At 60.7% G+C, this 21,963-nt stretch carries 21 protein-coding genes; 14 read left to right on the forward strand and 7 right to left on the reverse strand.

Features of this window, described 5'->3' with window-relative positions; translation table 11 throughout:
* Positions 1–18: 18 nt before the first annotated feature.
* From AB6B39_RS00970 to AB6B39_RS00985, 4 genes are all read right to left on the reverse strand, one after another.
* On the reverse strand, positions 19–972 hold the full coding sequence (locus AB6B39_RS00970; protein WP_284374125.1) for a Gfo/Idh/MocA family protein: 954 nt from the start codon (positions 970–972) through the stop codon (positions 19–21).
* A 688-nt stretch (positions 973–1,660) separates the two neighbouring features.
* Positions 1,661–2,068, reverse strand: a complete 408-nt coding sequence (locus AB6B39_RS00975) for a response regulator (protein WP_284374127.1) — start codon at positions 2,066–2,068, stop codon at positions 1,661–1,663.
* Complete coding sequence (locus AB6B39_RS00980) at positions 2,065–3,525, reverse strand: sensor histidine kinase (protein WP_371398673.1); 1,461 nt, start codon at positions 3,523–3,525, stop codon at positions 2,065–2,067. Before AB6B39_RS00980 ends, AB6B39_RS00975 begins: the two co-directional genes overlap by 4 nt.
* Before the next feature lie 109 nt (positions 3,526–3,634).
* A complete protein-coding gene (locus AB6B39_RS00985; protein ID WP_371398674.1) occupies positions 3,635–4,072 on the reverse strand; it encodes a hypothetical protein in 438 nt (145 codons plus the stop codon).
* 200 nt (positions 4,073–4,272) lie between these two features.
* Between AB6B39_RS00985 and AB6B39_RS00990 the strand changes: the two genes are divergently transcribed.
* Together AB6B39_RS00990 and AB6B39_RS00995 are read left to right on the forward strand one after the other, a co-directional pair.
* Positions 4,273–5,430, forward strand: coding sequence for a metallophosphoesterase family protein (locus AB6B39_RS00990; RefSeq protein WP_284374130.1), 1,158 nt, complete (start codon positions 4,273–4,275; stop codon positions 5,428–5,430).
* Entirely contained in the window at positions 5,427–8,036 is a 2,610-nt protein-coding gene (locus AB6B39_RS00995; protein WP_284374131.1) for an ATP-binding protein, read from the forward strand. The genes AB6B39_RS00990 and AB6B39_RS00995 overlap by 4 nt, the downstream gene beginning before the upstream one ends.
* On the opposite strand, the gene AB6B39_RS01000 is transcribed toward AB6B39_RS00995, so the two are convergent.
* Together AB6B39_RS01000 and AB6B39_RS01005 are read right to left on the reverse strand one after the other, a co-directional pair.
* On the reverse strand, positions 8,007–8,894 hold the full coding sequence (locus tag AB6B39_RS01000; RefSeq protein WP_284374132.1) for a hypothetical protein: 888 nt from the start codon (positions 8,892–8,894) through the stop codon (positions 8,007–8,009). The genes AB6B39_RS00995 and AB6B39_RS01000 overlap by 30 nt on opposite strands.
* A 76-nt stretch (positions 8,895–8,970) precedes the next feature.
* Positions 8,971–9,429 carry an Lrp/AsnC family transcriptional regulator gene (locus AB6B39_RS01005; RefSeq protein ID WP_284374133.1) on the reverse strand — a complete coding sequence of 153 codons (459 nt, stop codon included), beginning with the start codon at positions 9,427–9,429 and terminating at the stop codon, positions 8,971–8,973.
* A 136-nt stretch (positions 9,430–9,565) separates the two neighbouring features.
* On the opposite strand from AB6B39_RS01005, the gene ald reads away from it, so the two are divergent.
* The 4 genes from ald to AB6B39_RS01025 all read left to right on the forward strand — a co-directional run bounded on the left by ald (position 9,566) and on the right by AB6B39_RS01025 (position 13,799).
* Positions 9,566–10,678 (forward strand): alanine dehydrogenase, encoded by a 1,113-nt coding sequence (gene ald / locus AB6B39_RS01010; protein WP_284374134.1) that lies wholly within the window; start codon positions 9,566–9,568, stop codon positions 10,676–10,678.
* Between the two features lie 6 nt (positions 10,679–10,684).
* Positions 10,685–11,776 carry a dihydrofolate reductase family protein gene (locus AB6B39_RS01015; protein WP_371398675.1) on the forward strand — a complete coding sequence of 364 codons (1,092 nt, stop codon included), beginning with the start codon at positions 10,685–10,687 and terminating at the stop codon, positions 11,774–11,776.
* A complete protein-coding gene (locus AB6B39_RS01020) occupies positions 11,773–12,627 on the forward strand; it encodes a DMT family transporter (protein WP_284374136.1) in 855 nt (284 codons plus the stop codon). The genes AB6B39_RS01015 and AB6B39_RS01020 overlap by 4 nt, the downstream gene beginning before the upstream one ends.
* An 89-nt stretch (positions 12,628–12,716) precedes the next feature.
* Positions 12,717–13,799, forward strand: a complete 1,083-nt coding sequence (locus tag AB6B39_RS01025) for an energy transducer TonB (RefSeq protein ID WP_284374137.1) — start codon at positions 12,717–12,719, stop codon at positions 13,797–13,799.
* Between the two features lie 75 nt (positions 13,800–13,874).
* Here the strand turns inward: AB6B39_RS01025 and AB6B39_RS01030 are convergent, their stop codons facing one another.
* The gene (locus tag AB6B39_RS01030) at positions 13,875–14,876 is read right to left on the reverse strand and encodes a TerC family protein (RefSeq protein ID WP_284374138.1); all 1,002 of its coding nucleotides are present in this window, start codon (positions 14,874–14,876) and stop codon (positions 13,875–13,877) included.
* Positions 14,877–15,055: 179 nt separating this feature from the next.
* Between AB6B39_RS01030 and AB6B39_RS01035 the strand changes: the two genes are divergently transcribed.
* The 8 genes from AB6B39_RS01035 to AB6B39_RS01070 all read left to right on the forward strand — a co-directional run bounded on the left by AB6B39_RS01035 (position 15,056) and on the right by AB6B39_RS01070 (position 21,893).
* The gene (locus AB6B39_RS01035) at positions 15,056–15,262 is read left to right on the forward strand and encodes a YnbE family lipoprotein (protein WP_284374139.1); all 207 of its coding nucleotides are present in this window, start codon (positions 15,056–15,058) and stop codon (positions 15,260–15,262) included.
* A 27-nt stretch (positions 15,263–15,289) separates the two neighbouring features.
* Positions 15,290–15,667, forward strand: a complete 378-nt coding sequence (locus AB6B39_RS01040) for a YdbL family protein (RefSeq protein ID WP_284374140.1) — start codon at positions 15,290–15,292, stop codon at positions 15,665–15,667.
* Between the two features lie 86 nt (positions 15,668–15,753).
* The gene (locus AB6B39_RS01045) at positions 15,754–16,923 is read left to right on the forward strand and encodes a helix-turn-helix domain-containing protein (protein ID WP_284374142.1); all 1,170 of its coding nucleotides are present in this window, start codon (positions 15,754–15,756) and stop codon (positions 16,921–16,923) included.
* A gap of 102 nt (positions 16,924–17,025) precedes the next feature.
* Complete coding sequence (locus AB6B39_RS01050; RefSeq protein WP_284374144.1) at positions 17,026–18,576, forward strand: S41 family peptidase; 1,551 nt, start codon at positions 17,026–17,028, stop codon at positions 18,574–18,576.
* 105 nt (positions 18,577–18,681) lie between these two features.
* Positions 18,682–19,317 (forward strand): histidine phosphotransferase family protein, encoded by a 636-nt coding sequence (locus AB6B39_RS01055; RefSeq protein ID WP_284374145.1) that lies wholly within the window; start codon positions 18,682–18,684, stop codon positions 19,315–19,317.
* 164 nt (positions 19,318–19,481) lie between these two features.
* Entirely contained in the window at positions 19,482–20,582 is a 1,101-nt protein-coding gene (locus AB6B39_RS01060) for a hypothetical protein (protein WP_284374148.1), read from the forward strand.
* On the forward strand, positions 20,579–20,965 hold the full coding sequence (locus AB6B39_RS01065; protein ID WP_284374149.1) for a response regulator: 387 nt from the start codon (positions 20,579–20,581) through the stop codon (positions 20,963–20,965). The genes AB6B39_RS01060 and AB6B39_RS01065 overlap by 4 nt, the downstream gene beginning before the upstream one ends.
* Positions 20,966–20,969: 4 nt before the next feature.
* Positions 20,970–21,893, forward strand: a complete 924-nt coding sequence (locus AB6B39_RS01070; RefSeq protein WP_284374151.1) for a CheR family methyltransferase — start codon at positions 20,970–20,972, stop codon at positions 21,891–21,893.
* Positions 21,894–21,963: the final 70 nt, after the last annotated feature.

Here is a 21,963-nt window from a genome sequence, read left to right on the forward strand (position 1 = left end):
TCCGTTTCAGGATTGCGATCAGATCGGTTTCGGCAAAGTGTCCGATGCCATGACGCGCAGGACGCGCAAGGCCTCCTCACCATCCGTGAACGGCGTGTCGCCATTGGCGATGCAATCAAGGAAATGCTGGCATTCTGACTTGAGCGGTTCTCCTGGCGGGACAGAAACATACTCGACATCGGCCTTGTGCGGCACCGGAACCGGGCCGGACGTATCGATGACGTGCCTGTAAAGCGCCAGCTTTTCGTCCCAGGGCTTGACGTCGTCAAAGACTGCCATGGCGTTTTCGCCCACGACGACCAAGCGCTGTTCCTTGAACGGGTGCAGCCAGCTGGCAAAGACATGGGCGCGCCCCCCTGAGGGGAACACCATGTCGAGACGGGTTTCATCGGCGATACCGTCCGTCACGAAATCAAGACCGCTCTGACGAACGTGGCTCGGTGCTTCGTCAAAGAGGGCCAGCAGCATGGACACATCGTGCGGGGCGAGCGACCAGAAAGCATCTTCCTCGACCCGGAACTTGCCGGTCGACAGGCGGTGGCTGTAAGCATAGCGAAGCTTGCCCAGATCGCCGGCCCGGACCTTCTCTCGCAAGGCGACAAAGACGGGATGATATTGCAGCAGGTGGCCGACCATCAGAATGCGGTCCGCATCTTTCGTGGCCTTGATCATGGCCAGCGCGTCATCTTCATTGAGCGCGATAGGCTTTTCGACATAGACGTGCTTGCCGGCAGTCGCAGCTTCAATGGCTAGTTGTGCGTGATATTCGGCCGGTGCCGCGATCACCACGCCGTCGATATCACTGGCAAGTGCCTCTTCCTTCGTCATAGCGACGGCACCGTACATTTCGGCGTACTTGGCAGCAGTCTTCTCGTCGTGATCAACGATGATTCTCAACGCGCCGAGTTCCGCGAATATACGCGTGAGGTTTTTCCCCCAGTGACCGACACCAAACACTGCTACCTGTGGCATATCTAAAAACAACTCTAAAAAAGGCTAGATTCACGCGACTAGTCCACCAGCTTAAGCCCCACAAACGCCGATGGCAACGCGCTATATTTGCTCGCCTTCGGGTTTTTGAGACATAGTCTAGCGAAGATAAAATCATGGAACCGACACAGCGCCACCAAACACGCACTGGCCAGCCCGACACGCTACGGCGGACGATTTGCATCACAAAAATATGGGCGCGCAGGCCATGTTGGTGAGGCCGCACCGGGAAAGACGCAGAGAAGGCTATGTGCCGCTCCAGGAGCGACCCATGGGACAAATGGATCTGATCGGGTGGCGACTCTGATGGTGATGCTCTTCCCTGTTTTGAGAAAGCGGCCTTGGATGTACCGTTTGCTTCGACGCTCAAAGCAGAGTGATCGAAGCGCCTGAATAATCGGAGGCCGATTGATTAAGATACGGTGCAGGCCAGATGCGACTGATATCGCGAGTTTCACGTCAGTCGCCCCGTTATGGTCCCTCCGCCGCAGAGCAAGCAAGCCCAGCTCGTAACGCTGACAGGGTTGCAGGGTGCTGGCGTACTAAATTTCGGACGTGATGGTGTCTGCGGCTTCTCGATCGCGATAGAATTGGATAAGCTTAACCAGAACAGCCCAGCTCGCCGGATTGCCGTGCTTGGCCTTGCCAAAAGGCAGTTATTGCCTTGCGCTCAAGGTTCGACGGTGCCGTTGAGGCAGGGGAGGTGGGTGTCGCAGATATTGCGGCCCAGTTCCATATAGTCCGCGGCGGACTCGGGCTTTACGTAATAGGCGTCCGCACCGAGTTCCTGCGCCATATTGTGATCCAGCGGCTGATCGGACCCTGACAGCATAACGACGACGCTTCCGGAAATGGCGGCTGTGGACCGGATGTCAGACAGAACCGAAAACCCGTCTGTCCCGGGCATGCGAATATCCAGCAAGGTCATGCACGGCTTGTCCCGTCTGATCATTTCGACCGCTTGCGCGCCGTGGCTCAGCTCTGCAACTTCGAGGTCATTGCCGGTCGCCGTGATGGCGCGACGGATCATGCGCCGGTCAAATGTGCTGTCGTCGACGATGAGAATGCGAGCTGTCATTCATTCCTCCTGCGGGCATTCAAATGGATACGGAACGTTGCGCCGGGGCCGTCGCGTTCCACCAGATCGATCGACCCGCCATGCAGCGCGATAATCCGCCGACACAGAGCCAGACCTATCCCCGATCCCTTGACGCCTTTTTGCGGCTGGGACCGGCCAAACAGATCGAACACCTTGTCATGCTCATCTGAATCGATCCCACGGCCATTGTCAATCACGTCGACGACCCAGTTCTGAAGTGCGCGCTGGGCCGTAACCTCAACCCGAAGGGGTCTGTCCGGGCTGCGATATTTCAGGGCGTTCTGGAAAAGATTTCCGAACACCTGGCCGAGCAAGTCGGCATTGCCGCTGACGCTGATAGGTCCGTCCGGGAGTATTACCGTGCCGCCTGCATCGCTGATGGCGTCCCGCTCCCGCGCCGCAAAGTCTTCCAGAATCTGACCGAGATCGACCGTATCGAAGTCGACTTCGTGCGGGGAGGCGCGCATGAATTTCAGGAAGCTGCGAATGAGGCCGCGCATATGCCGGACCCCTCTTTCGATTTCTTCGAGATGCTCGCTCGCTCCATCCGGCAAAGCCTCGCCATGTTCGAGCGTCAGCAGTTCGGCGGAAATCCCGATCTTACGCAACGGGGCCTGCAGATCGTGTGATGTCAGAGAGGCGAAGTCGTCCAGATTGCGATTGATCGAAGCCAGCAGCGTCTCTTTCTCCTTAAGATCCGTTATGTCGGTCGAAACGACCAGAATGCGCCGGTCCTCTGGACCGTTCAGCTCCAGCGGAATTTTATCAGTCTGAACCCAGCCCGGATCGCCTTCATTGGGCGTATAGGGCTCGATCTTGCCGCGCAGGGCCACGCCCGAATTGATCACGGCCAGATCATCGTCATGATAGGCCTTGGCAGCCTCTCCGAACAGATCATAGGTGTTCTGACCTTCCGTCTCCTCGACGCTCAGGCCCATACTGTCGGCAGCCGCCGCATTCAGCCGCAAAATCGTGTTCTTGTCATCCTTGTACCAGATGCGAGATGGCACAGCGTCCAACACCATGCGGAGCTCGCGCTGAACCCGGTCCAGCGTCTTGGCCTGTTCACGGATTTCGCGGCGCAGCGCCGTCTCGGCGCTGACATCACGCCCGACCGACTGATATCCGACGAGCCGGCCTTCATCATAGACCGCGATATTGGTCCAGAGAATGTGAACCGGCCGTTGATCGCGCATCACCTTGTGCAACGTCGTGCTGGCAGGGGAGCGTTCGGAGAGCAGCGTCAGCCGGGAATCGACTTCGGAGCGCTGATCCGGCGGCACACGGTCGAGGAGCCGACTTCCGATCAGCGCATCGCGGTCCATTCGAAAGAAATCGACCGCTGCCTGATTGGCATAGGTGAACACACGGTCCGCATCGAAACGGCAGATATAATCCGGATGCGTGTCCAGAATGGATTGGAACATGTCGGACATGACGTCGCGCCGCCTGAAATTAGATATCCTCAGGTTCGGTCGCCAACCTTAAAATGATCTTAAAGACGCGCTCAAGCGAAGCAGGTCGCGTCATGCACACCCGGCAAGTCTAGATTTCCTGACCGCCCAAGCCTTCAAACCGCTCGATCATCGTCAGAACAAGCGCGGACCGCGGAAAAAGACGGCGCCGCTCGCGGCCCATGGGACCGGTCCAGACACATTCGGCAAAGGTCCGGGATTCCCGTTCACAAATTCGGCGGATTGTCATAACGGGCCCGCGCGAGCGCAGGCGCACTTCCATCCCGGTCTCAAGATCGCGTTCGCGCGCGGCGCGCGGGAAAATGTCGATCGTACTGACGGGAAAACGGCGGAAGCGAAGACAGTCCTTGCGATCGAACCAGCAGCAATCAATGACCAGTCCGAAGGTTTCGCTCCGGACGGCCTCGACCGTCATGAGCTCGATTCGGTCCTGCAATGTCACGACATCGCCAATGGCGACGTCTCCATCAAGGGATCGTTTTGTTACCGTCACAGGCATGACTTTCATTGACGGAAGCATGATAACCGACCCGTCCGCTGCCGCGCTTGAAAATAAACCATTTTAATTCAATCGCGAAGCCCGTCTTGTATAACATATTTTATGATTTCTGTCCACAGCTCCGGCCCCGTTCCCTGCTTTCGCAGGACTGCGCTTAAGGCGGTCCTGACGCCTTTCTTCCGGCGTCCGCCCTGCTAAACAGAACGGCAATGGGAATTCGTTTCATTCACACAGCCGACTGGCAACTGGGCAAGGCCTTTGCGCGGTTTGACCCGGCCCTGTCCGGGCGGTTGCGGGCGGAGCGTCAGGATGTGATCGCACGGATCGGAACAGCGGCCCGTGACGCGGATTGCCGGCACATTCTTGTCGCCGGCGATGTCTGGGATACGACCTTGCCGGGGCATGATGTTCTGCGCCAGCCGCTCGACATCATGGCGGAATTCGGTGAGCTGATCTGGTGGCTGCTTCCGGGCAATCATGACCGCGACGATGCGGACGGTCTGTGGGACCGCGTCGAAGCCTGCGGACATGATCATATCCGCCCGCAGAGACGCGCCGAACCAGTCGAGATGGAACCCGGCGTGTGGTTGTTGCCCGCCCCGTGGCAGAGGCTGCACCACGGCGAAGATCTGACCCGCTGGATGGACGGTGCGCAAACGCCGGATGGGGCCATCCGTATCGGCCTGGCGCATGGCGGCATTCGCAGTTTCGGCACAAATGATGCGGGAAAAAATAGTGGCGAAACCGATGAGATCATACCGCCGGACCGGGCCAGCACAGCGCAGCTGGATTATCTCGCGCTGGGTGACTGGCATGGACGCAGCTCGATCAATCAGCGCACCCATTATTCTGGAACGCCGGAGCCGGATCGACACAAGGTCGGCGATCGCGGGCAGATACTCTGTGTCGAGATCGCTTCGGCCGGTCGCAACCCCATCGTTACCGACATTGCAACCGCCCGATTCGACTGGCCGGTCCTGACAACCCCGCTCCGGACGGGCGAAATCGACGAAGCCATTGCCGCGATCCGCGAGCGTGTCGATGCAGGCCAGGCTGCACGCGACACTTTGGTGAATATTCGAGTGAGCGGCAGCGCCAGTGTGGCGGAATGGGCCCGGTTCGAACAGTTTGTCCGCGAGCTGTCAGAACGCTGCGCCCATCTGGAGATGCGCGGCCAAGACGACGTCGACCTGCGGATCGTGGCAGAGGATCTGGACGCTCTGGACGCGCAAGGGTCCGTCCGGGCCGCCGCTGAAACGCTGGACGGGATGCGTCAGGACCCGACATTGTCTCAAGCGCAGCGAATTGAGGCGACGGACGCGCTGCGACAGCTTTTCGCATTTGCCGCCACGGATGCCGCGTCATGAGGCTGGACGGGTTTCGTTTCCGGTATCTCGGCCCATTCGGGTCCGAGGGGGTCGCGGTCGAGGGCCTCGTTCCGGGCCTGAACGTCCTTGCCGACCATAATGAAAGAGGCAAATCGAGCCTGCTGCGGGGATTGCAGCTCTTCCTGCTGCAGGGGCATACGAGCTGGGGCAAACGCGGCCATCCGGTCAAACGCGATGACGGTGCCACGACGGGGGAAATCGATTTTACCCATGACGGCACGGCTTACCGCCTGATCAAGACCTATCAGCGCGGCAAGGATGCGCAGCTGATCGACCGGAGTACAGGCGCGGTGCTTGCCAAGAAAGGCGAAGCCGACGAACGCATGGCCGCTATTATGGGAACGATCGATAAGGCGCGTGGCCCGTCCGGCCTGCTCTGGATTGAACAGGGCCAGTCCATGGATGCCGTGCAGGATGACGATCGCCTGGTCGCATCCAAGGTCGAAACGGAAATGTCGGTTCTGGTCGGCGGTGACCGGGCACGGGACTATCTCGCCCGGACCGAAGCCGCGCTGGGGGAGTTGCTGACCGCGACGGGACGACCCCGTGTTGGCGGTCCGTTGAAAGCCGCCGAAGACGCGCTGGTGCGGATCGAAGCAGATTTATTGGACGCAGAGCGACGGCGGGATCAGACCCGGCAGATCGGACGCGAGCTGGACCGCGCCCGATCCGCCTTGGCCGCATTGCAAGCGCAGGACGACACTGATGCTGACGTCCGGATCGCCGCAGTGCGGGACGAGCTGGATGCCGCCTTGACCGCCCGGGCGCACTGGGAGACGGCAAAAGCTGTCCAGCAGCGTCTTCAGGCTGAAACCGAGCGCGCCAATGACCGCCTGACGCGACATCTGGATCACGTCAGGGCCTATGACGACGCTGCTGCTGGGATGGCGGACGAAAACGCTGCGATCGCAAGCCACGAAGCCCGCCGCAACGAACTGAAAGCGCAGCAATCACGGATCGATGCCGATCTGCGTGAATTGCGACAGGAGCAGGCCAGACAGGTCGAACGGGAAGCCGCCAAGGCCCGCGCGAATCGTCTGCAAGAGCGGCAGATCGCGCTGGAACAATTGCAGGCGCGTCTGTCGTCACTGGATACGACACTCGCCGCCCGCACAGAACAGATTCAGGCCCGCGACGCCTTGCCCGAGATCGATCGCGACGGACTGGATCAGCTCGGCGCGCTGGAAGCGACCATCGATCGTCTGGACCGTGCCCTTTCAGGCGTCGAGGTGACGCTGCGTCTGGACCTGCTTCCGGGAGCGCAGGCCGAGATCGACGGAAAACCTATCATTTCAGGGTCGGTGACATTGGACGCGACGACGGTCCTGACCCTGCCGGGTGCGGGCTACATCCGGCTCGATGCGCCGGAGGCGGACGCGCTGAAAATACAACGCGAGACGGCGCGAAGTGACATCGAAGCGCGGCTTCATACCATCGGTGTCGCCGATTATGCCGCTGCCGCCGACGCCGTCCGGCGCCGCGTCGACATTGCGTCCGACCTTGAATCCCTTGAGCGCGAAATTGCCCGTATCGCACCGCAGGGACGCGACAGGCTGATTGATCATCAGCAGGTTCTGGAGCGTGATATTGCCGCCTTGGAAACCAAACTGAACGACGCCGAGCCGGACGATTGCGCGACAGATCCGGACCGGGTTGCTACTGACATCGCGCAGCAATCGGCGCAGCGCATCGTCACCGAAGAGGCCTTGCAGGATGTTTCCGGAAAGCTGGAAGGAGCAAGGGCGCGTCTGGATGCGCATCGCCGCGCAATGGCCGCTCTGCCCGCAGACGTCGCGCTGGACGCACGCGGCGCGCGTCAGTCCGAACTGGCTGCAAGTGCCGCGACGGCTCAGGCCCGACTGGAAACGGCACAGTCGGATCTGGAACGGCTGACGGACAGCGTTCGGACCGATCCCGATATTTTGAAGGCCAGCTTGAACCGCCTCATTCAGGTGCGGGACAACAGGGCAGCGGAGTTGGAAGAGCTGCAACGCCGGGTCGTAGAGCTGCAAGCCCGCCGCAGCGGTGTGCTGGACCGCAGCGACCCTGATACCGAGGCAAACGCGCTGATGGAACAGCGCGACACGCTGCGCGAGACGATCAAACGTCATCGTCAGCGGGCCGGGGCGCTGAGCTTGCTGCGCGATACGCTTACAGAGGCACAACTACGCCTCCAGGCTGAATATACGGCTCCTGTCCGCCGCGAACTGGCCCCGTTGCTGGCGCGTGTGATCGATGGGGCCGATCTGAGCCTGTCGGAGACACTCGGCCCACAAGGCCTGTTGCGGAATGGGCGCGATGATACGCTGGACCGGCTGTCTGGTGGGACGCGCGAACAGATTGCCATATTGACGCGTCTGGCCTTTGCGCGGCTGCTGGCACGGGGCGGGCAGCCTTGCCCGGTCATTCTGGACGATGCGCTGGTCCATGCCGATGATGACCGCCGCGCCCGCATGTTCGACGTGCTGACCTATGTCGGTAGCGGCGAGGACCCCTTGCAACTGCTCTATCTGTCCTGTCACGAGCGTGCCGCACGCGAACTGGGCGGACACAGGCTACGCTTCGACAGCTGGCCCGAGAACTAGGTCTTCCACCGCCGCGCCGATCAGACCGAGCGCCCGGTCGAGCTCACCCACAGCCATGCTAAGAACCGGCATGCAGGTCTTGTTGACATCGACAATATAGATCCGCCCGTCCCCGGCATGATCGCGCAAAATATCGATGGAGCCGAAATCAAGCCCCATCGCATGACAGAAGGCCGCAACTTGCGCCTGCTCTTGCGCGCTGAGGACCGTGTTCGCCTCGCACAAGGTGGTTTCCAGATAGACGGTGCTGAAGCGCTGATGCGCCGCCTTTTCCTTACGAAAGATCACGGCAACCTTGCCACCGACGCAGACGCAACGCAGATCTTCCGTCACACCGGGCCTGATCACACTCTCGACCAGCCGCTGATAGGATTGTCCAGGCTGGGCGGTTTCGAGTGGACCTGTCACGATGCGACCATCATGCACCCCGTTGACGTCTGCCTTTTCGACCATCGGACCAATATGGACACAGGGATCGACAGAGACATCATAGCCGAAAACGCGTCTGAAAACGTCGCCGACATGCTGTTTAGAAATGTCGGTCGCGCGCAGATTCAGCAGCCGCCCGGACACGTCCGGCGGGGTCAGATCCGACCGGGTCCGGTCATCGAACATCATGACCGCATCAGCAGATTTAAGATCGCGCGTCTGCCGGATTGCGGTCCGCCGCATGGCGAGCGGCAGCGTGTACCAAGGCAGGCCTGGTTGCGGGTAAAAGGCGATCGAACCGGGTCGAGCCGACGGGCGGCGCTCGCTACGACCGTAAAGCCACGGCACGACCCACAGGCCGCGCAGCAAGCTACGATCCCAGCTGATGCGCCCCCCGACAGCGCGCCAATAATCCCACCAGCGATTCATTCAGCCGCCCCTAAAGCGATGATCGATCACGGTCGAGTCACGGCCTCTCGATAAAATCCGGAGCATGACAGGCACGCTAGCGTACCGGGTAGCCACGCCATCGCTTGACCGTCTTCATCACCAGACTGCTTTGGATCCGCGTCACATGCGGAAGACCGGAAATCACCCGGCGATGGATTCGTTCGAAATCTTCCGTGTCCAGAGCGGCCACTTTCAGAACATAATCGGCATTCCCGGTCGTCAGATAGCATTCGAGCACTTCCGGACGGGCATCTGCGGCGCCTTCGAAAGCACCCAAAATGGCCTCGCTCTGCCCTTCGAGCGAGACTTCGACAAAGAATGTCACTGTGTAACCCAGTGCTTCCGCATTGAGGCGCGCGCCATAGCCTTCGATCACCCCCCGATCTTCCAGCAGCCTGATCCGGCGATGACAGGCCGATGCGGACAGACCGACAGTCTCGCCGATGGACGCTGCCGACCGTCGGCTATCCATTTGCAGTGCGCTCAAAATCTTGCGGTCTGTCGCTTCAATCATCGATTTCGTCCACTCTTTCGGCGCAATGTTCGGATAATTATGCGCAATTCGTCCAGATGGGTAGATTATATCGTCAGTTTTCTCCCTGCGAAGCCCTTAATCGCCGCGCATATTCGTGATCCGGCTGGAGGCTGTCATGCGCATCGGTGTACCCAAAGAAATCAAGAACCATGAATATCGCGTCGGGCTGACCTCCGAAGCGGTCGCCGAACTGATTTCGGACGGCCATGACGTCTGGGTCGAAACCCAGGCAGGCTGCGGCATCGGGGCCGACGACGCAGAATATGAAGCGGCAGGCGCGACCATCCAGCCCGATGCGGCGAGCGTCTTCGCCGCATGCGACATGATCGTGAAGGTCAAAGAGCCGCAAGCGGTCGAACGCGCCATGCTGCGCCCGGGGCAGATTCTCTACACCTATCTTCATCTGGCACCCGACCCCGAACAGACGCGCGAGCTGATCGACAGCGGCGCCGTCTGCATCGCCTACGAAACGGTGACGTCCGACAAGGGCGGGCTGCCCCTGCTCAAACCGATGAGCCAGGTTGCAGGCCGCCTGTCCATTCAGGCCGGAGCCAATGCGCTGCAAAAGGAAAATGGCGGGCGCGGCGTGCTCCTCGGCGGCGTCCCGGGCGTCAATTCAGGCAAGGTTCTGGTCATTGGTGGCGGCGATGTCGGCTATAATGCCGCGCTGATGGCTGTCGGGATGCAAGCCGATGTAACGATCCTGGAACGGTCCAATCTGGTCATGGAAAAGCTGGCCTATGAATTTGGCGTGCGCGCTCAGGTCGAGCGCTCGACCCCCGCCGTTCTGGAGAAACGTCTGGCCGAAGCCGATCTCGTTATCGGCGCTGTGCTGATCCCCGGCGCGGCGGCTCCCAAAATCGTGACCCGCGACATGCTGAGCCTGATGAAGGATGGGGCGGTGCTGGTCGACGTCGCCATCGATCAGGGTGGATGCTTCGAGACCTCCCGTCCGACGACGCATGACGACCCGATCTATATTGTCGACGGCATCGTCCATTATTGTGTCGCCAACATGCCGGGCGCCGTAGCGCGAACATCCACCTATGCCCTGAACGCCGCGACGGTCCATCACGCCAAGCGCATCGCCCGCATGGGCTGGAAAGATGCGATGCGCGAGGACCCACATCTGCTGAACGGCCTGAATGTCTGCGAAGGCAAACTGACCATCGAAGCCGTCGCCGAAGCGCAGGGCCTCGACTGGGTTCGCGCAGACAGCCTGATCTAGCATCACTTGCGCATCTTGGGCGAACCCGTCACAGGCGCGGGCATGGTCACGCTGACCCTGTCCTGCGCCGTTTCTGCCGACGGCTATCTCGACGACCGCTCGTCCGAACGCGTTGTCCTGTCGTCGCCAGAGGATCTGGCGGCCGTCCTCGCGCTGCGCGCCCAGATGGACATGATCGTGATTGGCGCGGAAACCCTGCGCCGGGACGATCCGTCGCTCGCCACGCGCGGAGAGAGGCACAGGGCCAGCCGTGCGGCGGCAGGCCTGTCGCCGGATCCGGTCAAACTGGTCGTGACACGCTCAGGGGATATTCCCCATGACCGGGCCTTTTTCCGGGATGGCATGGGCGAAAAGATCGTCCTGTCGCGCAACCCAACCCGCGCGCCCGGAACGGTCGAACCTTTTACAGGCGACCCGATCGACGCGGTCGTGCAACTCGCCGAAGCGCGCCACTTCGGACAGGTTCTGATCGAAGGCGGTGCGCAGATCCTGCGCCTGGCTCTGTCAAAGTCGCGCTACCTGCGTCTGGCCGTTAGTCCGCGCCGACTCGGCGACGGGGGGCACGCACGCCTGTTCGACGATCTGAATCGCTTTCTTGCGAACCTGCATGTGACGCAGACCGAAAAGCTCGGCGATACACGGATATACCATATTGATCTGCTGCTGAGCCGGGCCAGGCCGCATATGGCGACCGCCTTACGCCTATCCGCACGCTGCCCCGCCAGCGAGACCGCCTTTGCCGTCGGCTGTCTGGGCTGCGACGCGGCCCTGAACGTTCTGGCAACCGGCTATAGCCGTGAAACAGGTCCGCAAGATCACGCCGAAGAGGCAATGCTCACAAAGACCTCTGAGCCCATTCACACCGTCATCGTGACGCTGGAACCCTGCCTGACCCGCGCCTCGAAACCGACCGGCTGCGCGCAGTGGCTGGTGCGCGCCGGCGTGAAACGTGTCATCTACGCCGTCGCCGAAGACGCAACCTTCACGCGGCAGACAGGACTCGCACATCTGGCATCGCACGGCATCGAGGTGCTGCACCTGCCCGGTTTCGAGGCAGAGTTCCGGGCGGCCAACGCCTCTATCTACGATGCTTCGTGAACGCTGATCTGATCGCGATCGGCCTCGGCCTTTTCAGTGCGGTGACGCTGGCAGCCGTGAATGCCGTGGTCAAGGCAGGCCGGGACATTCTGATGGCGCGCGTCGTACTGGCCGTCACGTCAACGCTCATCCTGCTGCCCTTCATCTTCGTCGTGCCGCTACCCACGGGGCCGCTCTGGCTGGCTTTGTTGTTCAGCGTTCTGGCGCACGGCCTCTATCAGTTCGGGTTGATCAATGCGCTGTCACGCGGTGATCTGTCGCTTGTTTTTCCGGTCATGCGTGGCGGTGCTCCCATTCTGGTTGCCATCGCCGCTCTGCTGTTTCTGGGTGAGCGCCTGGAACCAATTGAATGGGCCGGCTTGATGATCGCGACAGCTGGAACGCTTGGCTTCGTGTTCCGCCCCGGCTTCACCGATGCGACGCGCAAGGTCGGGCAGGCCGCGCTTGGCTTCGCATGCCTCACCGCCTGTGGAATTGCCGCCTACTCTGTCCTTGATGCGCGCGGTGTCCGTCTCGCAGATCAGGCCGTGACCTATGTAGTCTGGCTGTTCGTGCTGGACGGGATTCAGCTGGGTCTGGCCGGATGGGCAATCCGCGGGCGACGCCTGATCGCCGACGGATTGAAGATCTGGCGCTACGGCGTGGTTGCAGCCATCGGCTCGGTGCTCTCTTTCGGCGCGATTCTGTTTGCCATGGATCTGACCGAAGTGGCGCGGGTCAGCGCGCTACGCGAAAGCGCCGTCATCTTTGGTGCGCTGTTCGGCTGGCTGTTCCTGAAAGAAGGGTTCGGTCCGCGACGGCTCTTTTTCGCGCTGATCGTTGCCGCTGGACTGGCGCTGATGAACCTGTGAACCAGCACAAAGGCGAACCGCGCCGTATCTGCAACCTGACGTGCCAGATCGTCTTGAACAACCCGAAGAACACATTCTAAAGGTGCGTCATGAGACAGTTGCTCGCCCTATCATCGTCCGTCGTCCTGTTGTGGGCGCACAGCGGAGCCGCGCAGACCCCAAGCGCGCATATGGAATCGCTGCAGACCGCACTCCGTCAGAACGACATGGACCGGGCCATGAAGATCGCCACGGCGCTCTACCAGCAAAGCGATCAGAGCGATGATCATGAGCGTGCCGGCTACGCAGCCTATGTCATGGCGGGTCTTCTGAATCAGACAGACGACAGGCTGGCGGTTGCAGAAACCTATGAAGATTGCGCAAAACATTATGCCGCCGACGACAGTCTCGCACAGTCCATCCAGTGCGATTATCAGTCGGCCCAAGCCTATCTGGAGGCTTCGCGCAAAGGCCAGGCCGTCAGCAAGCTCCGCGGGATTGCCAAACAGCTGGAACGCATCGGTCAGGAAAAATCCATGCTGGCTTCACAGGTCTATCTGACACTGGCCAAACAGACGCTCCCGGCCAAGACGAAACGAGGCAGCGCCGCCCAAAGGGAGCGCCGGGACGCGGCAGCCTATGCCGATAAGGCGCTCATTGCATTACGCGCCTCCGATCAGGATAAATCCCAGACTTACGCCGCCACTCTCTATCTGAAAGGCTTGGCCCTTGAAGATGCCGAAGAATATCCTGAGGCGGTCGAGGCGTATGAAAGTGCGGTTTCACTTTACCGGAGTCTGCCCGACTCGAACGACGATGAGCTTCAAAGCCTCCAAGCCCGTCTCAGCATTGCTCGCGCGGGTGGCAAAAGCTCACCCCGAAAGGACGCGATCGACGTTGTCGACCAAGATGGCCGGATTGTGACCCTGTCCATCAAGAAACGGAAACGGATCCGGTCTCCGCGGATCAACGACAATCAGATTGTCGATGGCGCGCGAGCCAGTGTCGCAATTACACTGGACAGCGACGGGGCTGTCGAAACGGTGACGGTTGTGGACAGTAGGCCGTCCCATGAGTTCGGCGACGCGATGCAGACGGCGATCGAAAGCTGGACGTTCATCCCGCCACAGGGTGTGAACCCCGAAGAGCTACCTGCGTTCGAATATTCAACCGTGTTCTTTGTCCGGCGCTGAACGCGCTTTTGCATGGGTGCTGCTGAGGGCTTCACCCTGAAAGTGACCGGGTGAAGCGCAATCTGAAGCGGAGTGTCAGGCCGAGTGCGACGGCGCTTTTCTGTTTCCGCTCTTGAACTCATCGACAGCGGCAATGCCCGCCATCTCGGAATCGGCGCCCATCATTTCCGCCTGCTTCTGCGCCCAGAGGCGCTTCTGATAGCGGTTCGAGATAATGTCGGTAACGATCAGCACGCCGACGACGAGATAGAAGCTCGACTTGCTCATCGCGCTCAGCTCATAGCCGAACAGTTTCAGATGGGCGAGATGCGCGCCCTCGGTCACAAGCAGTACACCGACGAGGAACAGGATGAACAGACCCAGCACCTGATACATGCGGTTCTTCTTCAGGAAGTTGGTGACCCGGTCGGCCAGAACGATCATGGCGACACCTGACAGCACGATGGCGATCACCATCAGCGGGACCTGATACGATTTTGTCGGCTCACAGCTGACTGCGCCGGCAACCGGATTGCTGATCAGGAAGCGTTTGCATTCTTCAGTCGGACCAGCAAATTCCTGCAGGGTCGCTCCCGCCGCATTGACGATATTGGCGGCTTCGACATTGGCAATGGCCATGGCGGACAGGATGGAATCGAATGAGAAGACGAGGTTCATCGCCACGATCAAGACGACCGCTTTGAGTACTGAGCGCGCACCGGATCCTTCGGAATGCTCGATATGATCGACTTGCAGCAGGTGGTGAATTTCCTTTACCGCCGTATAGATGATGAACGCTCCACCCAGGATCGTCACTAGCGCCTGCAGGGTGAATTCGCCCTCAATCACAGCGGTACTGAAAGCAAAGAGCGGTTCAGCCAGCAATCCGAATAGCGACACAATGACAAAGAGCAGGATGATCCGCAGCGCAACGGCAATGCCGATGCCCCATGTCCGGACCTTCTTCGCCGCGACCGGATCGCCGACCTTGTTACTTTCGATCGCAATATAAAGGAGATTATCAAAGCCCAACACGGCCTGAAGCAGAATGAGCGCTCCCAGCGTGAAAAGGGAGCTCATCGTGAAGAGTTCGGCCATGTGAGGTTCCGCAAAAGGTAGAATTTGCGCCGCTTTAACGGCGATGCGCCGATGCTGCAACGGCAGGACGGGCACACGGTTCCCGGGAAAGCTATTTTTCGCCTCATTGCGGCGCGTCGACGGCTTGCTTGAACCTATCCTTCATGCGAGGTTCAGATCGGAACGACTAGGATCAGATCATGATGCGTGCAAAAACCCGTTTGACTTTTGCTCTATTGACGATGGCGTCGACCGTATTTGTCGCGGGCTGTACGGTCACGCACAAGGTCGAAGCGCCAAAAGAACCTATTCGGGTCGAACTTGCCATCAAGATCGATCAGGAAGTCCGCGTCCGTCTCGATGACGACGTCGAAGAACTGATCAACGAAAATCCGGACCTGTTTTAGGGTCCCCTGCATAACATGGAGGCAGGTATGAAAAAGCTGATAATTGCCGGACTGGCCGCAAGTGGATTGCTCGTCGGCGGGGCTGTTGCCTTGCACGGCACAGGCACGAATGTCGCCGAGGCCCGTATGAATGCGAAATCCATTGTCGACGCCGCCAAGGCACGGGGCGAAGTCGGTGAACAGATCGATGGCTATCTGGGTATAATCGCTGCCGACGCTTCCCGCGAAGTGCGGGCCGCCGTCAATGAAATCAATATTGGCCGTAAGCAGGTCTATACCCGTCTGGCCCGCGAACAAAACGTTCGAATCGAAGTTGTGGCCCGGCTGACTGGCGAAAAACAGATTGCTAAGGCCGGACCCGGCGAAATGGTGCTCGGCGAAGACGGGCAGTGGACCCGCAAATAGCGTCCTTACCCCAAGTCTTTTCATGAAGCCGCCTCTGGGCGGCTTTTTCTTTGCCAGCGCGGCGCACGGCCTGTTACGGCGTGTGTGTGAACGATGCGCCCGACCTCATCATGAACTGGCGATCCGCCATGATGGTCATGGTCGTGCTGCCCTTACTTCTCTGCGGGCTCATTCTCTTGCTGCGTCGGGTGGAAGCCCGCGCCGCGCGTCCGCTGGGTCTGTTTCTAATCCTGGGCGGCCTGTCCATGGGCCCACAGATCATCGGTTTTGCCGGGGCCTATCAAATCTGGCCCTGGCTGACCTTCTGTCCACTTTTCTTCGTCGATCTGTGGCTTGGCCCGCTCCTGGTCATTCATGCCCATAATCTGATGCGGGGCGGCCCGCTTGGATGGCGGCGCTGGTTGTTGTTGCCCGGCCTGCTGCAGACTGCCTATTATACGGGGGCTTTCCTGCTGCCGGGTGACGGCCTGTTCGATACGCCGGCCAAATGGGCGTTCAACGATGCGTTTCACTTACCCTATATCATTCCCATGGAGAGCCTGTTGGGGATTGGCCTGTTCGGCTTCTCCATCGTCCTGATCTGGCGGGGGCGGGGGCGCTACCTGACTTTTCTGGATCAGACCCAGTCGGCGGCACGCGACTTCGATCCTGTCTGGCTGCGCAATCTGATCGTCGCCATGAGTATCGGTCTGACTATCTATGCCGGGTTGGAAATCCTGTCGCTTGCAGTGGCGCTCAGCTATCCGGCAACTTTCCCGGCACTCCTGCTTCTGACATCGGTCCTGACCTGGGTCGGGCTTGACGCGGCCTGGCGACTGACCGCCCCTTTCCCGAAGATGGATATCGCTGCGCCAGCCCCACGCATGACGGTCAGCGACAACCATGCCTTGCCTGATGATCTCAGCGCGCGGGTGCGCTCAGCCATTATCGATCAGCGCTGGTATCTCGAGCCGCGCCTGACGATCAGCGACGTTGCGCGGCGGCTCGGCACCAATGAAAGCTATGTCAGCCGGGCCCTGAACCAGTCGCTGGGAGACAGCTTCAATCGCTTCGTCAATCGCGCCCGGATCGACCATGCCAAGGCCCTCCTCGAAACCGGTGAGGGCTCGATCCTGTCCATGGCCATGGATAGCGGTTTCAATTCCAAGGCGACCTTCAACCGGGTGTTCAAGACATTCACCCATGAGACGCCGACGCAATTTCGCAACCGTCGCCGGGCCTCGGACCTACAGTCAGAAGCGTCTCAAAGCCCGTAATCCGTCGCATATCCAGAAAATGCGGTCTCGAAACCCGTATTGAGGCGCAGCTCGGAGCGACCGCCGTCAGAGAAGATCCATCGCACTTGATGGAGCTCTCACATGTCACCGACATTCAAATCCCTGATTCTGACGACCACCCTTCTGGGCAATGCCTCACTCTGCGCAGCGCAACTGACACCTCAAAGCACAACTCAGAGCCCGCCCGCCGGAGCTGCCGCCACGGCGATCCATGCAGAGCACCCTCAGGAGCGCCGCCTGTCGGAAAAGATCGTTCGCGAGAATGTCGCCCTGGCTCGCAATGCCTATGCTGATATCCATCCCGGCTATACGCGCTTCACGGATGTCGCGACGCTGGATGCGGCCTGGCAGGCGATCCTGGAGCGCAATCAGCGGGAAGCGGGGCTTTCCGTCGGCGACTTCTATCTGGAGATCTCTGCCGTACTGGCGCAGATCCGCTGCGACCATACCAAGGCGGAACTGCCCCGGGACCTGGCCAAGGCCCGCGATACGGACGCGGCCTATCTGCCGCTGTCCTGGACTATTGTGGATGAGCGCGCTCTCATCCGGAGCGCACCGGAAGGGAGCCCGGTAAGGGCGGGTGACGAAATCCTCAGCATTGATGGGCGCAGCATTGACGAATTGCGCACCGCGCTGCACCCTTATCTCCCGGTCGATGGCTATAATGATCACGTGCGAGACACGGAAATGGGCGCATCGGGCGAGTTCAAGGGCGGCGCCGTCGATCATTTCGGCGCGCTTCTCTGGGACGTCCCTGCGACGGCGACACTGGATCTGGAAAGCCCGGATGGAGAACAATGGACCATTCAGCTCGACCGCGTCGGGTTCAAAGCCTGGTCGGCCCTGAATGCGAATGCCGGTCGCCGCAATTTCAAGGATGCGGTCAGCCTGACTCGGATCGGTGACAATGGCGCGGTTTTACGCGTCGACACATTCGTCAATTACCGCGAGCCTGTGGATGTCGATACGATTTACGGCCCTGTTTTCGAGGCGCTCAAGTCAGAAGGCCGGGACCATCTGATCCTGGACCTGCGCCGCAATGGCGGCGGCTCGACCGAGGCCAGCCAAGGTCTCTTTTCCTATCTGATCAGTGAAAAACGGCGCATGAAAACGGCGGACATCATGAAGACGATCGATCATGATGCCTATGTCGATTATATCAGCACCTGGGAACAACGCGCCATCAATCCACCCCGCTTCGCGTTCCGCAAAACGGATCAGGGCGAATATAGGCTGCGCGGCATGTTCTCCGATGAGACCGACAGGATCGAGCCAGCTTCCTCCCGCTTCGATGGCAAGCTCACGATCCTGACGAGCCGCAATAACAGCTCCGGCAGCACCAATCTGATCGCAACGCTGCGCGCGGCACGGGATGTGACGCTGATCGGCGAGAAAACGGGAGGAAACCCTGCTGGGCCGACCGCCGGAACAATCTTCTTCCTTACCCTGCCGGAATCAAACATCCGTCTGAGGGTTCCGGTTTTCCGGTTCGAGAATAATAGCGGCCCGGTGGAGGACGGCATCGGTCTTGAACCCGACATCGCCGCGCCGGATACGATCGACAGCCTGCGCGAGGGACGTGATCCCGCTCTGGAGGCCGCCATCGCCCTGATCTCTGATCAGGACGATTGAACCACAATTTGTGCTGAACAAGAGCGGGCCAGGCGTGCCGCCTGTCCCCTATTGCGCCATCTGTCCCCTATTGCCATGTGCCCGACGGCGGTTATGAGCGCTATTATGAGTACGCCTCCGAAATTGACCCCGTCCAGCCTCGCCGCCTTGCTGTGCGCCCGTATCTGTCATGATCTTGTCAGCCCCGTCGGGGCCTTGGGCACAGCCATCGAAATCCTCGATGATGACAGCAATGCGGACATGCATGACGATGCGCTGGCGCTGATAAAATCCAGTTCGAGACGGGCTTCGGCCAAGTTGAAGTTTCTGCGTCTGGCCTTCGGAGCGGCGGGGTCAGCGCCCGGCGTGCTGGGGACGGGCGAAATCACCGCACTGGTCGATGACATGTTCGACGATGCCAAGGCTGACATCGTCTATGACTTCCATGCTGACGGCGTCGAGAAATCGCGGGCGCGACTGCTACTGAACCTTGCCATGCTGGGCGTGCAGGCCGTGCCGCGCGGCGGCTCCGTTACCCTGTCGAGCACACCGGACGCGCTCAGTGTCGTGGCGGTCGGGCCGCGGGCCCGGCTGGACGAAACGGTCGAGCGCGCGCTGAATGGCCGCTCGCCAGACCACGGTTTCGATGGGCGCTCCATCCAGCCATTCTATGCCAGCATGATGGCCCGCGAAGGCGGCGGCCATGTGACCGCCTCTGCCGAGGACGAAAAAGTCGTTTTCCGGGCTGATTTCCCTGCCTGATTTTCTGGCCTGATTTTCCGGCCTGATACAGTCGACCGGACTGACAGGATTGTCATAAAATTGCCCCGATCCAGCCGCTTTCATTTAGCGCGGAGTTAACCCTTTTCGGACAAGAGGGTCGCCACCATGATGCGACCCATTTTCACTCCCTTCGGCTCCACGGCATGAGCGTGACCTCTCACAGCGCCGCCCCGGACGCGCAGGCCGGCGATCCGTCGACCGAGCTTGCCCGTCCAACCGCGACGCTTCACCGTGCGTCCTCCGGGCGGGATGGTGATGATCTGACGCGGGCGCGCCTGTTCTGTCTGGCGGCAGGATCGGAAATGTCTGCCATCATCGACGCTGATCGCAGCCCGGGCGGCGACCGCCCGGCGCGGGGTCGTGATCCCGTCTGGATCTGCGAGCGGCTCGATACGATCCAGCGTCACGCCAAGCGGGCGCGGGCGCGCGCCATCTACCGCAGTGCGCAGGATGTGATGGCCCTGATCGAACGCTGTAACGCTCATCTGCCGATCGACTGGACACGCGTCGATGGACGCCTGTTCGTCCTCAACAAACTGCTCAGCCAGTATGAAGCCGGACTGGACGAGCTTCTGCCGCAGCCAATGGCCAACGCTGCGTGCGCGAACACGCCCCGCCCCGCCACCGATACGCAGATGGCGATCGCCAGAAATACGCTGAGCAGCGTCTTGCCGCATGCGACGCCGGACGAACGCGCCGCTCTATCGCGGTTGATCGCGATCGATCCCACGATCGAGACCGAACCGATGGACGCCCCGTCCGGCCCGAACCCGGTTGCTCCGACAGGGCCTTATCACACGGAACCCATCGACTTCATGCTCCCGGCTCTGATGCAGCGTCTGCTGGAGGTTGGACAGCAATATGGCAAGGTCCTGTCCCTGTCCCATTCGCTCGATGATGTCTGGATTGCGAAATCCGGACAATCCGACGTCGAAGCCTGCCTGTTCGACCGACTCTCAGAGCTGATTGCCGGGTCTCTGCCGCTGCAGGGCGTGGGACGCCTGGACATCGGCACCGCCGCAAAAGGGTTCGAGATTTCCGGTTCCGGCTTCGATACCTTCACCCTGTTGCTGCCTGAGGGCGCGCTCGCAACGCCGGGCGATCATGCAGCTCCTGATCCGCTGACCGAAACCCCGCCACCACCGCCGATGATCACGGCGGAAACGGAAGGGGATCTGCGCGCACAGCTGGCCGCGCTGATGGATGGCGGTTTGATGTGCAAGCCCGGGGATGCCCCGTCATGAGCCCGCAATGTCTCATCGTCGATCAATCCCCGATGGTCCGGCGTGTCGCTGCGCGCATCATTCGCGAACTGGGCTATGAGGTGATCGAGGCCAAGTCCGGACTCGAAGCGCTGGATCTGTGCCGCAACGCCCTGCCCGCCGTGGTGATGCTCGACTGGAAGACACCGGATGTGGCGGGGGCGGAGTTTATCGGCGCCCTGCGCGATGTCGCCGATCAGCTCGGAGAACCGATGCCAACCATCCTCTTCTGTACCGGGGAACGTAGCGTCGAACAGATCGTGACAGCTTTACGGGCTGGCGCGGACGAATACATCATGAAGCCGTTCGATTCTGACATTATCGAATCCAAGTTCGCCATGGCGGGCTTGCTGGAGCATCGCTGATCCGATGCGAGGTGCGCTCAGTCTCCGTCCGAGTTATTACGAAGCCCTGCGGCGACTGACCCTGCAGCTGGCCGGGGTGCGTATGGGGTCCGACCATGCGTTTCTGGTCGAGACACGGCTTGCCAATCTGGCCCGGCGCGAAGGCTACGCCTCGCTTGATGCGATGGTTCAGGAACTGTTTTCATCCGGACAGGCCCGGCTGGCAGTGCAGGTCGTGTCCGCGCTGGTCGAACGGGACACCCATTTCAACCGCGATCCAGCCTCTCTGAACACGCTGTTCGATGTTGCGCTGCGCGATCTCGCCCAGACCCGGGGCGGGGGCCGACTTGATCTTCTCTGTCATGGCTGCGGCTCGGGGCAGGACGTCTACTCCGTCGCGATGCGGGCGCAGAGCCCCCAAGGTCGCGACATACTCGGTCAGGCGGAGCTCTATCTGACAGGCGTCGACTATCCGAGCCAGGCGCTGGAGCGTGCCCGGGCCGGTCGCTATACTCATTTCGAAGTCCAGCGTGGCCTGTCCGCGCGCGACATGGTCAGTCATTTTACCCCGGACCCGTCGCCCAATTCAACCGACTGGATCGCATCCGACGCGCTGCGCGAACGCGTCCGTTTTCAGGATATGCACCTAATGTCCGACCGGATGGAAAAGGAACGCTTTCACATCGTCCTGTTCCGTGGCGCCCTCAGCCAGTATACGAGCCCGGCTCGCATCCGGCTGATGCGCGGCCTGTCGCTTTGCCTGAAACCCTATGGCTATCTTGTCCTCGGCGCGGACGAAGAAGTCGGCGGCGAAGCCTTCGGTCTCGAAACCGTAGACGGCGCGCCCGGCCTGTACCGCAAGCCAGAAGTAGCCGTCGCCCCTGTCGGAAAACAGCCGACCAACCGCACCACGTTCGAGGGTGCCAAGCGGCGCGTCCGTCACGCCTGATCCATTCCAGTCCAGTGCGGCCCGCCTAAGATCAGCGCTCGAGGAATCGATTGCCGCCCATGACTCCCGC

Source organism: Algimonas porphyrae, assembly GCF_041429795.1.
GTDB lineage: Bacteria > Pseudomonadota > Alphaproteobacteria > Caulobacterales > Maricaulaceae > Litorimonas > Litorimonas porphyrae.

What these genes read in the sequence shown, in the direction of transcription:
- AB6B39_RS00970 (WP_284374125.1), bottom strand. Translation starts at nt 972, where the DNA reads ATGCCACAGGTAGCAGTGTTTGGTGTCGGTCACTGGGGGAAAAACCTC.
- AB6B39_RS00975 (WP_284374127.1), bottom strand. Translation starts at nt 2,068, where the DNA reads ATGACAGCTCGCATTCTCATCGTCGACGACAGCACATTTGACCGGCGC.
- AB6B39_RS00980 (WP_371398673.1), bottom strand. Translation starts at nt 3,525, where the DNA reads ATGTCCGACATGTTCCAATCCATTCTGGACACGCATCCGGATTATATC.
- AB6B39_RS00985 (WP_371398674.1), bottom strand. Translation starts at nt 4,072, where the DNA reads ATGAAAGTCATGCCTGTGACGGTAACAAAACGATCCCTTGATGGAGAC.
- AB6B39_RS00990 (WP_284374130.1), top strand. Translation starts at nt 4,273, where the DNA reads ATGGGAATTCGTTTCATTCACACAGCCGACTGGCAACTGGGCAAGGCC.
- AB6B39_RS00995 (WP_284374131.1), top strand. Translation starts at nt 5,427, where the DNA reads ATGAGGCTGGACGGGTTTCGTTTCCGGTATCTCGGCCCATTCGGGTCC.
- AB6B39_RS01000 (WP_284374132.1), bottom strand. Translation starts at nt 8,894, where the DNA reads ATGAATCGCTGGTGGGATTATTGGCGCGCTGTCGGGGGGCGCATCAGC.
- AB6B39_RS01005 (WP_284374133.1), bottom strand. Translation starts at nt 9,429, where the DNA reads ATGATTGAAGCGACAGACCGCAAGATTTTGAGCGCACTGCAAATGGAT.
- ald (WP_284374134.1), top strand. Translation starts at nt 9,566, where the DNA reads ATGCGCATCGGTGTACCCAAAGAAATCAAGAACCATGAATATCGCGTC.
- AB6B39_RS01025 (WP_284374137.1), top strand. Translation starts at nt 12,717, where the DNA reads ATGAGACAGTTGCTCGCCCTATCATCGTCCGTCGTCCTGTTGTGGGCG.
- AB6B39_RS01030 (WP_284374138.1), bottom strand. Translation starts at nt 14,876, where the DNA reads ATGGCCGAACTCTTCACGATGAGCTCCCTTTTCACGCTGGGAGCGCTC.
- AB6B39_RS01035 (WP_284374139.1), top strand. Translation starts at nt 15,056, where the DNA reads ATGATGCGTGCAAAAACCCGTTTGACTTTTGCTCTATTGACGATGGCG.
- AB6B39_RS01040 (WP_284374140.1), top strand. Translation starts at nt 15,290, where the DNA reads ATGAAAAAGCTGATAATTGCCGGACTGGCCGCAAGTGGATTGCTCGTC.
- AB6B39_RS01050 (WP_284374144.1), top strand. Translation starts at nt 17,026, where the DNA reads ATGTCACCGACATTCAAATCCCTGATTCTGACGACCACCCTTCTGGGC.
- AB6B39_RS01055 (WP_284374145.1), top strand. Translation starts at nt 18,682, where the DNA reads ATGAGTACGCCTCCGAAATTGACCCCGTCCAGCCTCGCCGCCTTGCTG.
- AB6B39_RS01060 (WP_284374148.1), top strand. Translation starts at nt 19,482, where the DNA reads ATGAGCGTGACCTCTCACAGCGCCGCCCCGGACGCGCAGGCCGGCGAT.
- AB6B39_RS01065 (WP_284374149.1), top strand. Translation starts at nt 20,579, where the DNA reads ATGAGCCCGCAATGTCTCATCGTCGATCAATCCCCGATGGTCCGGCGT.
- AB6B39_RS01070 (WP_284374151.1), top strand. Translation starts at nt 20,970, where the DNA reads ATGCGAGGTGCGCTCAGTCTCCGTCCGAGTTATTACGAAGCCCTGCGG.